The sequence below is a fragment of the Streptomyces sp. NPDC012510 genome, from assembly GCF_042955065.1.
Lineage (GTDB): Bacteria > Actinomycetota > Actinomycetes > Streptomycetales > Streptomycetaceae > Streptomyces.
The window spans coordinates 432,221-446,736 of the sequence record NZ_JBIBEN010000001.1 but is presented as its reverse complement, the minus strand read 5'-3'; the positions used below and the strand labels follow the sequence as shown (position 1 = coordinate 446,736).

At 71.9% G+C, this 14,516-nt stretch carries 13 protein-coding genes; 10 read left to right on the top strand and 3 right to left on the bottom strand.

The features are described 5' to 3' along the window. Positions 1–228: 228 nt before the first annotated feature. The 9 genes from ACFY9I_RS01970 (at position 229) to ACFY9I_RS01930 (ending at position 10,112) form a co-directional block, all read left to right on the top strand. A complete protein-coding gene (locus tag ACFY9I_RS01970) occupies positions 229–558 on the top strand; it encodes a hypothetical protein (protein ID WP_390995215.1) in 330 nt (109 codons plus the stop codon). Positions 559–677: 119 nt separating this feature from the next. After that, the gene (locus ACFY9I_RS01965) at positions 678–1,943 is read left to right on the top strand and encodes a cation:proton antiporter (RefSeq protein ID WP_390995212.1); all 1,266 of its coding nucleotides are present in this window, start codon (positions 678–680) and stop codon (positions 1,941–1,943) included. 131 nt (positions 1,944–2,074) lie between these two features. Further along, entirely contained in the window at positions 2,075–2,620 is a 546-nt protein-coding gene (locus ACFY9I_RS01960; protein ID WP_390995209.1) for a DUF488 family protein, read from the top strand. 435 nt (positions 2,621–3,055) lie between these two features. Further along, the gene (locus ACFY9I_RS01955; protein ID WP_390995206.1) at positions 3,056–4,918 is read left to right on the top strand and encodes a gamma-glutamyltransferase; all 1,863 of its coding nucleotides are present in this window, start codon (positions 3,056–3,058) and stop codon (positions 4,916–4,918) included. A gap of 117 nt (positions 4,919–5,035) precedes the next feature. After that, positions 5,036–5,881, top strand: coding sequence for an inositol monophosphatase family protein (locus ACFY9I_RS01950; RefSeq protein WP_390995203.1), 846 nt, complete (start codon positions 5,036–5,038; stop codon positions 5,879–5,881). Positions 5,882–6,035: 154 nt separating this feature from the next. Beyond that, on the top strand, positions 6,036–7,448 hold the full coding sequence (locus ACFY9I_RS01945; protein WP_390995732.1) for an FAD-dependent oxidoreductase: 1,413 nt from the start codon (positions 6,036–6,038) through the stop codon (positions 7,446–7,448). A 103-nt stretch (positions 7,449–7,551) separates the two neighbouring features. Continuing rightward, a complete protein-coding gene (locus ACFY9I_RS01940) occupies positions 7,552–8,616 on the top strand; it encodes an SCO3242 family prenyltransferase (protein ID WP_390995201.1) in 1,065 nt (354 codons plus the stop codon). Between the two features lie 33 nt (positions 8,617–8,649). Then, positions 8,650–9,501 carry a TIM barrel protein gene (locus ACFY9I_RS01935; RefSeq protein WP_390995199.1) on the top strand — a complete coding sequence of 284 codons (852 nt, stop codon included), beginning with the start codon at positions 8,650–8,652 and terminating at the stop codon, positions 9,499–9,501. 74 nt (positions 9,502–9,575) lie between these two features. Next, positions 9,576–10,112: an alkaline phosphatase family protein gene (locus ACFY9I_RS01930; protein ID WP_390995196.1), complete on the top strand. Its 537-nt coding sequence runs from the start codon at positions 9,576–9,578 to the stop codon at positions 10,110–10,112. Here the strand turns inward: ACFY9I_RS01930 and ACFY9I_RS01925 are convergent. The 3 genes from ACFY9I_RS01925 to ctaD all read right to left on the bottom strand — a co-directional run bounded on the left by ACFY9I_RS01925 (position 10,043) and on the right by ctaD (position 13,031). Next, positions 10,043–10,690, bottom strand: coding sequence for a dihydrofolate reductase family protein (locus ACFY9I_RS01925; RefSeq protein WP_390995194.1), 648 nt, complete (start codon positions 10,688–10,690; stop codon positions 10,043–10,045). The genes ACFY9I_RS01930 and ACFY9I_RS01925 overlap by 70 nt on opposite strands. Before the next feature lie 263 nt (positions 10,691–10,953). After that, positions 10,954–11,322 (bottom strand): hypothetical protein, encoded by a 369-nt coding sequence (locus tag ACFY9I_RS01920; protein ID WP_390995192.1) that lies wholly within the window; start codon positions 11,320–11,322, stop codon positions 10,954–10,956. Continuing rightward, entirely contained in the window at positions 11,319–13,031 is a 1,713-nt protein-coding gene (gene ctaD, locus ACFY9I_RS01915; RefSeq protein ID WP_390995189.1) for a cytochrome c oxidase subunit I, read from the bottom strand. The genes ACFY9I_RS01920 and ctaD overlap by 4 nt, the downstream gene beginning before the upstream one ends. Positions 13,032–13,528: 497 nt before the next feature. On the opposite strand from ctaD, the gene ACFY9I_RS01910 reads away from it, so the two are divergent. Then, positions 13,529–14,485: a hypothetical protein gene (locus tag ACFY9I_RS01910; RefSeq protein ID WP_390995186.1), complete on the top strand. Its 957-nt coding sequence runs from the start codon at positions 13,529–13,531 to the stop codon at positions 14,483–14,485. The last annotated feature ends 31 nt before the right edge of the window (positions 14,486–14,516 follow it).

Here is a 14,516-nt window from a genome sequence, read left to right as displayed (position 1 = left end):
CTGGTCGCGTCCCGGACACCGGGTGTGCGGGGCCGGACGCTGAGCCAGGACGACGGACGCGGACGACGGACGCGGGCGATGGACGCGGACGGTTTCCGGCGACCCGGTCATGGGCCCGGCATGGGGGCCGAGTACGTGCAGAAATGGGTGCTGGGCCCGATGGTGAGGGCCCACGCCGCGTGTGACGGTGAAGAGACCCCCGACCTGCCGGCTCCGGAAGGAGGAGGCATGCCTCACCAGTCGCACACCCCTGAAACCCGTACGCGGCACAGCGACCCTCGTTCGGCCCGCGGTTCGGAACCGGGGCGACCTGGTCCACCGCGCGGCCACCGCGGACGGCGGGGACCGGCCTGGGCGCTGCTGGCCGTCTCGATGGCGATGCTGGTCACCGGCGTGGTGCTGCCGCAGGGCCTGCTCCTCGCCTCCGGCCTCGTGACGGCCGGCATGGCGGCCCATCTGCTCGCGCCGCCCCCTGACCCGGACCACCCCGGCGTCCCCTTACCCGAGGTGACCCCCGCCGGCGGCGGTCACCCCCGAGGAGCGCCCCACGGTGCCTGACAAGCCGGAAGAGAAGGGGGATGTGTCCGGTCTGCGTAGGAGTCCGTGACGCTTACGCGGACGTGTACCCGGACGCGCACGTGTCCGCCCTGTCCGTCCCCTGTGGAAGGTGGTGACCCGTGGGGCATGCCGACACCCTGCTCGCGATGGGCGGCGCCTTCCTGGCCGCCGCCGTCTTCGCCCGCCTCGGCAGCCGGATCGGCCTGCCGACCATCCCACTGTTCATGCTCGCCGGCATTCTGCTCGGCCCTCACACCCCTGGCCCGGTCCTCGTCGAGGACGCGCACGACTTCGAGATGCTCTCCGCGCTCGGTCTGGTGCTCCTGCTGTTCTACCTCGGCCTCGAGTTCCAACTGGACGACCTCAGAAGCGGCGGCAGGCGCCTGCTGGCAGCCGGCGGCACCTACCTGCTGCTGAACGTCGGCGCGGGCCTGGGGTTCGGGTTCGCCCTGGGATGGGGGGCACGCGAAGCCCTGGTCCTCTCGGGTGTCCTGGGTATCTCCTCCTCCGCGATCGTCACCAAGATCCTCGTGGACTCCGGCCGTATCGCTCGCCCGGAGACCCGGCTCATCCTGGGCGTCACCGTCGTGGAGGACATCTTCCTCGCCCTGTATCTCGCCGCGCTCCAACCCGTCATCAGCGGCGCCCAGGGCATCACGGAAACGATCCTCCAGGCGGCCAAGGCGTTCGGCTTCCTGATGGTGCTGGCCGTCGCGGCGCGCTACGGCACCCGCCTGATCGGACGCCTGATCGCGGTGCGCGACAACGAACTGCTGGTCATCAGCTTCCTGGGCGCCGCGATTCTCGTCGCCGGCATTTCGGAGGTGCTGGGAGTGGTGGACGCCATCGGTGCCTTCATGGTCGGCCTGATCCTCGCCGGAACCCCCTCCGGGCCCCGGATCCGTGAACTCGTGCATCCGCTGCGTGACGCCTTCGCCGCGATCTTCTTCTTCGCCTTCGGTCTGGCCGTGGACCCGGCGGACATCGCCTCCGTAGCCGGTCCGGTCACCGCGGCGGTGGCACTCACCGTCGCCATGAACGTGGCCGCGGGACTGTTCGCGGCTCGTCTGTACCAGTACGGGCCCCGGCCCACCGCGAACATCGCCACCACGCTCCTGGGGCGTGGTGAGTTCGCTCTGGTCCTGGCCGCCATGGCCGCCACCGCGGGACTCGACGGCCGCCTCGCCCCGTTCATCGCCAGCTACGTCCTCGTCCTGGCCGTGCTCAGCCCCATCGTCGCCGGGCGGGCGCACCTGCTCGCCCGCGCACTCGAAGCCGCGCACTCCCTGCTGCCGGAGGGCCGAGCACGACATACCGAAGCCGCCGGCCCGCTCAACGATCGCCAGGACCACTACGACGCGACCGTCACCCGGCGAAGCGGGTAGTTTGGTTGGGAAGTTCCCTTTCCGGGCGCGGTTCCGGGTGGGCTCCGGCAGGAGCGGCCCCGGCTTCGAGGTTGCCGGGAGGGGCGTCCTCCCGACGCGGGCACGCTGTCGTACGCACAGGGGGCCGACGCATGACTGAGCCTCTTCTGACGTTCGGGCACGGCACCGCGGGCCGTGAGCGGTTGACCGCCCTCCTGCACGGCGCCGGGGTGGCGGCGGTCGTCGACGTGCGCACCGCCCCCGGCAGTCGACGGAACGCGGATGTGAACAGGGCGCTGCTCCAGGACTGGATGCCGGAACAGGGGATCGCCTATCGCTGGGAGAAGAGACTCGGCGGCTTCCGCAGGCCCGCGCCGGACTCGCCGGACGTGTTCTGGGAGAACGTCTCCTTCAGGGGGTACGCCGGACATGCGCGAAGCGCCGACTTCCTCACCGCGATCGACGACCTGCTGAGGCGGACGGCGACGATGCGTACCGCGGTGATGTGCGGTGAGACGCTGTGGTGGCGCTGTCACCGGCGGATCATCGCCGACTTCGTCGTTGTCGCCCGGAGGGTCCCGGTGCTCCACCTCGCACACGACGGGCGGCTCAGCGAGCACAGGCCCACGGCCGGGGCACGCCTGCGCGAGGACGGCCTGATCGTCTACGACCGCGACCCTCGACGCCCCGGACGGTAGGGCCCGCCCCATCCCCGGCCCTGCCCGGTGACCCGGGGAGGTGAGGCACCGCCGGCCGGCTCGGCCCGGTCGCTCAGGGACCCGGAACCCTGGCCCGGCTGACCGACAGGGAGACGACGCCCGGTGGCCGGGCGTCGTACGGGACCTCGGTGCTGGTCGTACGGGACCTCGGTGCTGGTGGAGCCAGGCGGGAGCTGCCCCCGCCACGCGCCTGGACCCGGCCGCCGTCCGCCAGGAGGACGGCGTCGCGGCCCGGGTCGGAGGGACCCGCGACGGGGCGACTACCCTGGCCCGAGCCGCATGGCCGGTGTCCGCGAGCCCGGGGGCGAGCCCTTCCCGGATCCTGCCCGGGGGCCCCGGTTCCGAGAGCCGACCCGCTCGGGCGAGGGCCGGCAGGCCCGGCCGACGCGCGGATACAGCGAGGTGAGAGGTCGTATGTTCACCACCCGCCCCACCCTCCAGGGCACCTTCGGCATGGTGTCCTCCACCCACTGGCTGGCCTCGCAGTCGGCGATGGCGGTGCTGGAGGACGGAGGCAACGCCTTCGACGCGGCCGTGGCGGCGGGCTTCGTCCTGCACGTCGTGGAACCGCACCTCAACGGGCCCGCGGGCGAGGTGCCGATCATCCTCGCCCCGGCGGGCGGCGAGGTCCGGGTGCTGTGCGGACAGGGCGTCGCGCCCGCCGGTGCCTCGGCCGAGCACTACCGAGGGCTCGGGCTCGACCTCGTGCCCGGCACGGGACCGCTGGCGGCGGCCGTCCCGGGCGCGTTCGACGCCTGGATGCTGCTCCTGCGCGATCACGGCACCAAGGACCTGGCCGACGTCCTGAAGTACGCCATCGGATACGCGCAGGACGGTCACGCGCCCGTGGAGAACGTGGGGGCGACGGTCGAGTCGGTGCGTGCACTCTTCGAGGAGGAATGGGTCTCCTCGGCGCGGGTGTACCTGCCGGACGGGCGGGCGCCCAGGCCCGGCGAACTGTTCCGCAACCCGGCCCTGGCCGCGACCTGGCGGCGGCTGCTCACCGAGGTCGAGGGGGCCGGGGACCGGGAGGCCCGGATCGAGGCGGCCCGCGAGGTGTGGCGCTCCGGCTTCATCGCCGAGGCCCTCGTCCGCCAGGCCGGGCGGCCGACCCTGGACACCAGCGGCGAACGGCACACCGGAACGCTCACCCTGGCCGACCTCGCCGACTGGTCCGCGTCCTACGAGGCCCCGGCGACGTACGACTGGAACGGCTGGACTTTGTGCAAGGCGGGCCCCTGGAGCCAGGGCCCGGTGCTCCTCCAGCAACTCGCCCTGCTGCCTTCCGAGATGCCCGCGTACGGGTCCGCCGAGTACGTGCACCTCCTCGTCGAGGGCTGCAAGCTCGCCATGGCCGACCGCGAGGCCTGGTACGGGGACGCGGCGCCGGTACCGGTCGCCGAGCTGCTGTCCGACGAGTACAACGCCGTCCGGCGGGCCCTCGTCGACGGGGCGGCGTCCCACGAGCTGCGGCCCGGCAACCCCGGCGGCCGTACCCCGCGGCTCAGTGTCCACGCGTGCACGGTGGCCACCGAGGAGCCAGGGTTCAATGCCTTGGGGACCGGTGAGCCGACCGTCGCGAAGGCACTCGGGGGAGTCGGCGAGCCCACCGTCGCCAAGAGCCCCCGCTCACCGGTGCCGGGGGAGCCCGAGACCGCGGCGGACGGGAGCACCCGCGGCGACACCTGCCACCTCGACATCGTCGACCGCTGGGGCAACATGGTCGCGGCCACACCCAGCGGGGGCTGGCTGCAGTCCAACCCGGTGGTGCCCGAACTGGGTTTCCCGCTCGGCACCCGGCTTCAGATGGCCTGGCTGGACGAGGGACTGCCCAACTCCCTCACCCCCGGGCGCCGGCCACGCACCACGCTCACCCCGTCGCTGGCGCTGCGCGACGGTGTGCCGGTCATGGCCTTCGGCACGCCCGGCGGCGACCAGCAGGACCAGTGGCAGCTGCACTTCTTCCTCGCGGTCGCCCTCCGCCCGCCGGTCCGTGGCGGTCTCGACCTCCAGGGCGCGATCGACGCCCCGAACTGGCACAACGACAGCTTCCCCGGCTCCTTCTACCCGCGCGGCATGCGCCCCGGCAGCATCACGGTCGAGTCCCGGATGCCCGGGGAGGTCGTCGAGGAGCTGCGCCGGCGCGGCCATGACGTCACCGTCGGCGAGGCCTGGTCCGAGGGCCGGTTGTGCGCCGTCGCACGGGACCCGCGGACCGGCGTGCTGTCGGCGGCGGCGAACCCGCGCGGGACGCAGGGGTACGCGGTCGGACGCTAAGGCGGGGACGGCGGGTGGCAGGGCCGGAGCACCGGCCACCCCGGGCGTTCATGGCGATTCCATACCGAATGCACCGGAGGGGCGGGGATTGTCAGTGGCGCGTGCTGTCATGGAGCCATGATCGAGGACAACGGAACCATCGACGGGTTTCTCGCCCGGCACGGCTCGGACGTCGAGGAAGCGCTCCGCAAGGCCGCCGCCACGGAGATCATGCCGCGCTTCCGGCAGCTCGCCGCCCACGAGGTCGACCAGAAGAACGGCCCGCACGACCTGGTGACGGACGCGGACCGCAAGGCCGAGCTGTTTCTGACCGAGGCACTCCCCACGCTGCTGCCCGGGTCGGTCGTGGTCGGCGAGGAGGCGGTGCACGCCAACCCCCTGTCGTACGAGGCGATCCAGGGCGGGGCACCGGTCTGGATCGTCGACCCGGTGGACGGCACCCGGCAGTTCGTGCACGGTGAGCCCGGCTTCTGCACCCTCGTCGCCCTCGCCCAGGGCGGAGTCCTGCGCGCCTCCTGGACGTACGCCCCCGCTCTCGACCGGTTCGCCATGGCCGTACGCGGTAGGGGAGCCACGCTCGACGGCGAGCCCCTGCACGCCGGCTCGCCCGACCCCGGCCGTGATCTCGAAGTCGCCACCTCCCACCCCGACTACACGACGGACGACCAGAAGGAGGCCCTGCTCGGCCTCTGGACGGACGGTGTCGCGCCGCGTGCCTGCGGATCCGCCGGCCTGGAGTACCTCGCCATCGCCCGGGGACGCCTGGACGCGGTCGCCTTCTCCTGGGAGGCCGCCTGGGACCACGCGGCAGGCCTCCTCCTCGTCGAGGAGGCGGGCGGCGCCCACCTGACCCTCACCGGCGAGCCGTTCCGGATAACCGGCGGCAACGCCCTGCCGTTCACCGCCGCCCGGGACGCGGCCACGGCCCGCCGTGTGGTGGGCCTGCTCTCGGGCGGAGCCTGACCGGAAAGATCGCGGGACTGCCCGGCCGTGGCCCACCCATGCCGGTCGGTGTCGGTGGTCGGGCATATCCTGATCGCAGGTGTGCCGGTGGACGGGAGTCCGGCGGCAGCGCTTGGTGGACATCGGCTGACGAAGGGGTCCGGACGTGCCGTCGATGCTCGACGCGGTGGTGGTGGGGGCGGGGCCGAACGGCCTGACGGCTGCCGTGGAGCTGGCCCGGCGCGGGTTCTCCGTGGCCGTGTTCGAGGCGAAGGGCACCGTGGGAGGGGGCGCCCGCACCGCGGAGCTGACCCTGCCCGGGTTCCACCACGACCCGTGCTCGGCGGCGCACCCGCTGGGCATCAACTCGCCCGCGTTCAAGGCGATGCCGCTCCACCGCTACGGCCTGGAGTGGCTGCACGCCGACCTGCCCATGGCGCATCCCTTCCCCGACGGCTCGGCGGCCGTGCTCTCGCGCTCGGTGGGGGAGACGGCCGCCTCGTTCGGGCCGCGTGACGCGGGCGCGTACCGCAGGCTGGTCGAGCCGTTCCTGCCCAAGTGGGACACGCTTGCCCGGGACTTCATGTCGCTGCCTCTGTCCGCGCTGCCCCGCGACCCGGTCACCCTGGCCCGGTTCGGACTCGTGGGGCTGCCGCCGTCGACCTGGCTGATGCGCCGCTTCAAGGACGAGAAGGCCAAGGCACTGTTCGCCGGGCTCGTCGCCCATGTCATCGCCCCGCTCGGCGGGGTCGCGACCGGCGCGGTCGGCCTGGTCTTCGCGCTGGCCGCGCACGCCGCCGGCTGGCCGGTCGCCCGGGGCGGCTCCCAGTCCATCTCCGACGCGCTCGCCGCGTATCTGAGGGACCTCGGCGGCACCGTCCACACCGACTACGAGGTCAAGCGCCTCGACGACCTGCCGCCCGCCCGCGCGTACGTCTTCGACACCTCACCCACCGCCCTGGCCCGGATCGCGGGCTTCGGGAGCTACTACGCGTCGTACCGCTACGGCGCCAGTGTCTTCAAGCTCGACTACGCGCTGGACGGCCCCGTGCCGTGGACCGCCGAGGAGGCGCGCGGAGCCGGCACCGTCCAGGTCGGGGCGAACCAGGCGGAGATCGGCGCGGCGCTCGACGCGGCCTCCCGCTACGGCCGGGCCCCCGACACACCGTTCCTGATCACCGTGCAGCCCAGTGTCGTCGACCCCGGCCGAGCACCCGAGGGCAAGCACGTCTTCTGGGCGTACGGCCATGTGCCGAACGGCTGGACCGGCGACCTCACGGACGCCGTCGAACGTCAACTGGAGCGTTTCGCACCGGGGTTCCGCGACCGAGTCCTCGCCCGCGCGACCGCAGGCCCGCCCGAACTGGCCACGCACAACGCGAACTACGTGGGCGGCGACATCGCCTGCGGCGCCGCCTCCGGCCTGCAGTTGATGCTGCGTCCCAAGCTCTCGCTCCTCCCGTACCACACCCCGCACCCGGCGGTCTTCATCTGCTCGTCGGCGACCCCGCCGGGCCCCGGTGTGCACGGCATGTCGGGCCACAACGCGGCCAAGGCGGTGTGGCGGCGGCTGCGGCATGATTTGTGACACTTCGACAATTCGCCTACCAAGCAAGGCGAATCTACAAATCGACAAGGGTCTTTACAAATCCTCCATATCAATGAGTAAGTGGCGTGGGTAAGTTGCCGACATGGAAGTTCGGAGAGCGGTACCGCGCTCCGGCTCACGGCCTGCCGTGCGCCTCGCCGACCTCGCTCAACTCGTCCGGGCACCGGCCGCGTTGAGCGTCCCGGGTGACGTCCTCGCGGGCGCCGCTGCAGCCGGGAACCCGCTGGGCGTACGGACGTTCGGCGTGATGGGTTCGTCCGTCTGCCTCTACTGGGCCGGCATGGCCCTCAACGACTACGCCGACGCCACGATCGACGCGGTCGAGCGCCCCGAGCGCCCCGTCCCGTCGGGCCGCGTCCCGCGTCGCACCGCCCTGGCCGTCGCCGGTGCCCTGACCGCCGGGGGCCTGGCGCTCGCCGCCGCCTCGGGGGGCCGCAGAAGCCTGGCGGGAGCGCTTCCCCTGGCCGGTGCCGTCTGGGCGTACGACCTCAAGCTGAAGTCCACCCCGGCGGGCCCGGCCGCCATGGCCGCCGCACGCTCGCTGGACGTCCTCGCGGGCGCGCTGGCCGTCGGACACGGACACGGACACGGACGGGAGCGTACGAGCGGAACGGGCGCCGCCCTGTGGCGCGGCGCCGTCCCCGCCGCGCTGATCGGCGCCCATACCTACACCCTGACCGCCCTCAGCCGCCACGAGGTCTCCGGCGCCCCCGCCCGGCTGCTGGCCGTGACCCTCGCTGCCTCCACCACCACCGCCCTCGCCACGGCGCTCCCTGCCGTCCGCGTCGCCCTCGCGCACGCGGTACGGCGCTCGGACGGTGCGGGAACGGTGGTACGGCGCCCGGACCGCGCAGGAACGACCGCCGCCCCGGGCGCCGCCGCCGCGCGGGGCGCAGTGGTCACGCGGGGCGCAGTGGTCGCCGCCGGAGCCCTCGCCTACCTCGGCAGCTACGGAACGGCGCAGGTCCGTGCCATACGGGACCCCTCGGGTGAGAACGTGCGGCGTGCCGTCGGGGCCGGGATCCTCGGGCTGCTGCCCCTGCAGGCGGCGCTGACCGCACGGAGCGGGGCCACGGCCGCGGCAGCCGCCCTGGGCGTCGTCCACCCCCTCGCGCGGCGGCTCGCCCGGCGCATATCCCCCACCTGAGCAGCTCTTACCTCCCGCAGGAGGAAAGTCGGAATGACCCGACCCCCCACCACGCCTCTCAGATTCGGCTACGGCACCAACGGCTTCACCAACCACCGGCTCGGTGACGTCCTCGCGGTTCTCGCCGACCTCGGCTACGACGGAGTCGCGCTCACCCTCGACCACGGCCACCTCGACCCGTACGCGGACGACCTGCCCCGGAAGGTGGCCGTGGTCGCCCGGGACCTGGCCCGGCACGGCCTCGACGTGACCGTCGAGACCGGCGCGCCCTACCTCCTCGATCCCTGGGGCAAGCACCAACCGACGCTCATGTCGGACGGCGCCGAGCAACGGGTCGACCTGCTGCGGCGGGCCGTACGTGTCGCAGCCGACCTCGGGTCGCCCACCGTCCACCTGTGCAGCGGCCCCGCGCCGAACGGCGGACTGCCGGAGCGGGACGCGTGGAAGCGGCTCGCTGCGGGCGTCGAGGCCGTCCTGGAGACGGCGGGGGAGCACGGCGTCTCGCTGGCCTTCGAGCCGGAGCCGTACATGTTCGTAGACACCGTGGAACGGTGCCTGGAACTCACCGAGATGGTTGGCGGGCACGAATTGTTCGGGATCACCCTCGACATCGGGCACGCGCACTGCGTGGAGGACCGGAGCGTCCTGGAGTGCGTCCGCCTCGCCGCTCCGCGCCTGCTCAACGTGCAGATCGAGGACATGCGGCGGGGTGTCCACCAGCACCTCGAACTCGGCACCGGGGAGATCGACTTCCCGCCCGTGCTCGCCGCCCTCCGGAACCTCGACCACCGCGGTCTGGTCTCCGTGGAGATCCAGGGCGGGTCGCTCGACGCCCCCGAAGTGGCCCGCCGCTCCCTGGACTTCCTCCGCGCCGCGACGGCCTGATCCGCCCTCCTGGTTACTGTTCTTTTCGAGCTCTCCATCCCTACGCAGGTTGGTATGCCATGGTTCCCTCCGGAATGACGCTCCCTGATTCCGCCCGCCCGGTCTACGACACCGACGGCAGCAAGGAGCCCGACTCCTACACCTGGCCGCCGTCCCTGCACGACGAACTCACCGACCGTCTGGGCACGTTCCCCCTCCTCACCTACTGGGGACCCAACGCCGGCATGCCCTCCACCCAATGGATCCTCGGTGCCGCCCGCCAGGTCTTCGACGAACACGACCCGGACCTCACCCTCGTCTACGTCCCCCAACTCGACTACGAGCCCCAACGATCGGGCCCCGACTCACCGGCCACGACCCGCGCCGCGCGTCAACTCGACGACGCCCTGCGCCCGCTGCTGGACCACTTCCTGAGCGCCGCCATCGTCGAAACGGGTGCGGTGCGTCCGGCGGGCGGTCGGGATCCGGGGTGCGGCCGAGCCGCGGCCGGCGCGGCTCCCCGTCATACCGGGCCGCGCTCCGGGGCGCCGACCGAGGCGTTTCACAGGCCCGCACGGGTGAACGTCACATGCGTGACTCCACCGGGCGAGGAGACGGCCTCGACCTCGTAGTCCTTCCCGAGGTCCTCCAGTCCGTCCCAGAGGCGTACGCCTCGGCCGAGCACGATCGGGACCACCACGATGTGCATGTGGTCGATGAGCCCGGCGGCGAGGAAGTCGCGGACCACGGTGGGCCCCCCGCCGATGCGTACATCCTGGCCGCCCGCAGCCTCGCGGGCCGTCTCCAGCGCCTTGGCGGGCGAAGCCTCGAGGAAGTGGAACGTCGTGCCACCTTCCATCTCGATCGACGGGCGCGGGCGATGGGTGAGGACGAAGGTCGGGGTGTGGAAGGGCGGGTTGGGCCCCCACCACCCCTTCCACTCCGGGTCCTCGTGCCAGCCGGGGTGGCCGAACTTCCCGGCACCCATGATCTCCGCGCCGATCCCGGGATCGAACCGCCGCACGAAGGCGTCGTCGAGGCCGCCGGTCCCGCCCGGCCGGCCCATCCTCTCGTGCCACCACCGGGTGGCGAACATCCACTCGTGCAGCCTTTCACCGGCGTGGCCGAACGGTGCGTCACGGCTCTGGCCCTCACCGGTGGCGAAGCCGTCGAGCGAGAGGGAGAAGTTGTGGACGCGGGCGAGTGACATCACTGAGCGGCTCCTCTTCCATCTGGCGTGACGACTTGTGAAACAGGTTCCAGTGAGGCCGTCCCCGCTACGGCCTGAGGACTGAGCTCTGCTCCGGCGGCTCGAGCATGCGGCTCGTACACCTGACACGGTATCGGTGCTCGTCGGTCCTGACAGCGGTACGGCGAGCTCGTGGGTAAGGGCCCCGGGCATCGCCACGCGGCGCTCCGCCGGGGCCGTCGTACCGGCGTGGGCCCCCTTCCCAGCGAGGGTGCCCTGGGGCGTTAGCGGGTGAGCAGGCAGGCCAGGGTGCTGATCGCTCCGGCGCAGGCGAGGACGGCCGAGGCGCACGCCGCGTGGCGTCGGAGCAGGTCGCGCCGGAGCACGGCATAGCGGTCGTCGTACTCCCGGCGCAGGCCGGCGGCCCGTTCCGTCGTCGCCAGCAGCATGCGCCGCGTGATGTCGACGCGCTGCCGGACGTAGTGCCGTGTGATGTCCTCCGCCTGGGCGGCCGTGAGCCAGGGCATCCGCGCACAGAGGTCCTCGGCCTCCCGGTGTGCCTCCTCGATGTGCGTCCGGGCGAGAACGTAGCCCTCGACCGCGTCGGCCAGCGCGCTTTCGTCGTGCGAGGCCTGCCCCGTCTCGCCCCTCACCGCGGTTCGTCCGTGTGGCTCTCGGCGTCCAGAACGTCCCGCTTCCCGCTGTGCTGCCGGTATTCGATCTTCGCCAGCCGTGGGTGGTGCAGGTCGAAGGCCGGGGATTCGGAGCGGATGCGCGGCAGGGTGACGAAGTTGTGGCGGGGCGGCGGGCACGAGGTCGCCCACTCCAGGGAGCGACCGTAGCCCCAGGGGTCGTCGACCTCGACGCGCTCGCCCTTCTGGGCGGTCTTCCAGACGTTGTAGAGGAAGGGCAGGGTGGACAGACCAAGGAGGAACGAACCGATGGAGGAGAGGGTGTTGAGGGCGGTGAAACCGTCGGCGGCCAGATAGTCGGCGTAGCGGCGGGGCATCCCTTCGGCGCCGAGCCAGTGCTGCACGAGGAAGGTGGTGTGGAAGCCGACGAACAGGGTCCAGAAGTGGATCTTCTCCAGGCGGTGGTCGAGCATGGTGCCCGTCATCTTGGGCCACCAGAAACTGAATCCGCCGAACATGGCGAAGACGATCGTGCCGAAGAGCACGTAGTGGAAGTGGGCGACGACGAAGTAGCTGTCGGTGACGTGGAAGTCCATCGGCGGTGAGGCGAGCAGCACGCCGGTCAGGCCGCCGAAGAGGAAGGTGACCAGGAAGCCGGCGGCCCACAGCATCGGCGGTTCGAAGGAGATCGAGCCCCTCCACATGGTGCCGATCCAGTTGAAGAACTTCACCCCGGTCGGCACGGCGATCAGGAAGCTCATGAAGGCGAAGAACGGCAGCAGCACGGCACCGGTGGCGAACATGTGGTGCGCCCAGACGGTCACCGAAAGGCCGGTGATGGCGATGGTGGCGCCCACCAGCCCCATGTACCCGAAGATCGGCTTACGGGAGAACACCGGCAGGATCTCGGTGACGACGCCGAAGAACGGCAGGGCGAGGATGTAGACCTCGGGGTGCCCGAAGAACCAGAAGAGGTGCTGCCACAGGATGGGCCCACCGTTCTCGGGGTCGAAGATGTGCGCGCCGAACTTCCGGTCCGCCTCCAGGGCGAACAGCGCGGCCGCGAGTACGGGGAAGGCGAGCAGAACCAGCACCGAGGTGAGCAGCACGTTCCAGGTGAAGATCGGCATCCTGAACATGGTCATGCCCGGCGCGCGCATACAGATAATCGTGGTGACGAAGTTGACCGCGCCGAGGATCGTGCCGAATCCGGCGAACGCCAGCCCCATGGTCCACATGTCGCCGCCCACCTGAGTGGTGCGTTCGCCACCGCTGAGCGGGGTGTAGGCGGTCCAGCCGAAGTCCGCGGCGCCTTCTGGGGTGAGCAGGCTGCCCAGCACGATCAGGCCGCCGAAGAGGAACAGCCAGTACGAGAACATGTTCAGCCGGGGGAAGGCCACGTCCGGCGACCCGATCTGGAGCGGCATGATCGCGTTGGCGAACCCCGCGAACGTTGGTGTGGCGAACAGCAGCAGCATGATCGTGCCATGCATCGTGAACGCCTGGTTGTACTGCTCGTTGGAGAGCAACTGCGTTCCGGGCCTGGCCAGTTCGGCTCTGATCGCCATCGCCAGCGCCCCGCCGACCAGAAAGAAGCCGAACGAGGTGATCAGATAGAGGTGGCCGATCTTCTTGTGGTCGGTGGTGGTCAGCCACGCGACGATCACCTGTCCGCGACCGTGGTGCTCCGCCGCTGGAACCGGCGCGACAGGTTCGGTGTCCGTTGCCATGATTTCCTCGATCGGCAGTGGTGGCGTGGGCAGGGAGGAGCGGGCGGCGCGTGACCACCCGTGGGGAATCCCTCCCGAAGATCCGGTGCCATCGCCCGACAACGAGACTCCATGGGACCGAATGACCGATGGATTCACCGGCCCGAGGGATCCTGTCGGGCGATGAGGGCGGGCGATGAGGGCGGGCGAGTCCGCGACGACCGGCTCCTCGACCACGGCCTCGCTCACGTACCCGGGGCGACGAGGCGTCACCTCCTTTCGCCGGGCGCCCGGCTGCCGGGAAGAGCCCTGGCGTGTCCTCCTCCCGCACCCTGACGGACGAACGGCCCTAGCGTGGCGAACGGAGTCGTGCGGAGTCGCCTGCCGGGCGAAACGGCCTGGTCAGCAGCGTCGGTGGGGTGGCAGGCGGGTCGGGCGCCGGTTCCTTGATCGGTTGCGGCGGGCCGTGGCGCCTCCCACGGTGAGCGCAAAGGACAGATGCTTCGAAAGGAACGTGCATGCGTGCCCTCGTCTCCCGTGGTCTCCTCCTGCCGCCTCTGGTCTGCGGGGCACTGGTCTTCGGGCCGGTCGGCACCGCCACCGCAGCCGTCGACGCGGGCCGAACGCCACCGGACCGCACCTCTGCCGGGGGCGCCGCGGTCCCCGAACCCGACCTGGACGGCTTCTTCGCCACGCTGGAGGCGCAGATCGACGCGCTCGTGGCGAAGGAAAAGGCCGACACGGAGGCGCTCGTCGCCCAGGAGGAGGCCGAACTGGACGCGCTCTTCGCCAGGCTCGACCTACACCTGGACGGGCTGTTCGCGAACCTCGACATCGACGCCGACACGGGTACGGGCATCGTCCCGGGCACGGGCACGGGCACGGGCACGGGCACGGGTACGGGCATCGTCCCGGGCACGGATACGGGCGCCGTCGGGGGCACGGACGCCGACACGGGCGTGGACACGGACACCGACACGGACACCGACACGGGCGTCGACCTGTCCGGAACCGACGCGGACGAGTTGCTGGGCCGGCTGAAACTGCTCGACCAGATGGACGAGGACGACGTACTCGCCCCGCTGCTGAACGAGTTGACCACCGTGGCCGGGCTGGACGCCGACGAACTCGACGAGGCGACCGAGGCGGACCGGCACGTCAGGGCGCTGCGGGCGGCCCACGCCGCCGTTCAGCAGCGGTTGCAGAAACTGGAGGCGGCGGCCCCGGCCGGTTCCGGGCGCGCCGTCGCGGCGGCCGACCCGGTCACGGACCTGCTGGCCGCCCTGCAGTCCGCGCTCGACGGCCTGATCGAGGCGCTGACCTCGCTCGACCTGGGAGCCGTACTGGACGCGGTCACCGGTCTGCTCGCCCCGGTCCTCGGAGTCGTCACGGGGCTGCTGCAGCCGGCGCCCGGCCTGGTCACCGGCCTTCCCGGCGGCGCTGCCCCCTCGGTGCCGGCGCTGCCCGCGACGTGACCGCGTCGCGGCCCGCCCACTCGACCGGGAC

Bases quoted from the DNA above. Each gene is read 5' to 3' on its own strand.
- ACFY9I_RS01945 (WP_390995732.1), top strand. From the start codon at position 6,036: ATGCTCGACGCGGTGGTGGTGGGGGCGGGGCCGAACGGCCTGACGGCT.
- ACFY9I_RS01960 (WP_390995209.1), top strand. From the start codon at position 2,075: ATGACTGAGCCTCTTCTGACGTTCGGGCACGGCACCGCGGGCCGTGAG.
- ACFY9I_RS01935 (WP_390995199.1), top strand. From the start codon at position 8,650: ATGACCCGACCCCCCACCACGCCTCTCAGATTCGGCTACGGCACCAAC.
- ctaD (WP_390995189.1), bottom strand. From the start codon at position 13,031: ATGGCAACGGACACCGAACCTGTCGCGCCGGTTCCAGCGGCGGAGCAC.
- ACFY9I_RS01925 (WP_390995194.1), bottom strand. From the start codon at position 10,690: ATGTCACTCGCCCGCGTCCACAACTTCTCCCTCTCGCTCGACGGCTTC.
- ACFY9I_RS01970 (WP_390995215.1), top strand. From the start codon at position 229: ATGCCTCACCAGTCGCACACCCCTGAAACCCGTACGCGGCACAGCGAC.
- ACFY9I_RS01950 (WP_390995203.1), top strand. From the start codon at position 5,036: ATGATCGAGGACAACGGAACCATCGACGGGTTTCTCGCCCGGCACGGC.
- ACFY9I_RS01910 (WP_390995186.1), top strand. From the start codon at position 13,529: ATGCGTGCCCTCGTCTCCCGTGGTCTCCTCCTGCCGCCTCTGGTCTGC.
- ACFY9I_RS01940 (WP_390995201.1), top strand. From the start codon at position 7,552: ATGGAAGTTCGGAGAGCGGTACCGCGCTCCGGCTCACGGCCTGCCGTG.
- ACFY9I_RS01955 (WP_390995206.1), top strand. From the start codon at position 3,056: ATGTTCACCACCCGCCCCACCCTCCAGGGCACCTTCGGCATGGTGTCC.
- ACFY9I_RS01930 (WP_390995196.1), top strand. From the start codon at position 9,576: ATGACGCTCCCTGATTCCGCCCGCCCGGTCTACGACACCGACGGCAGC.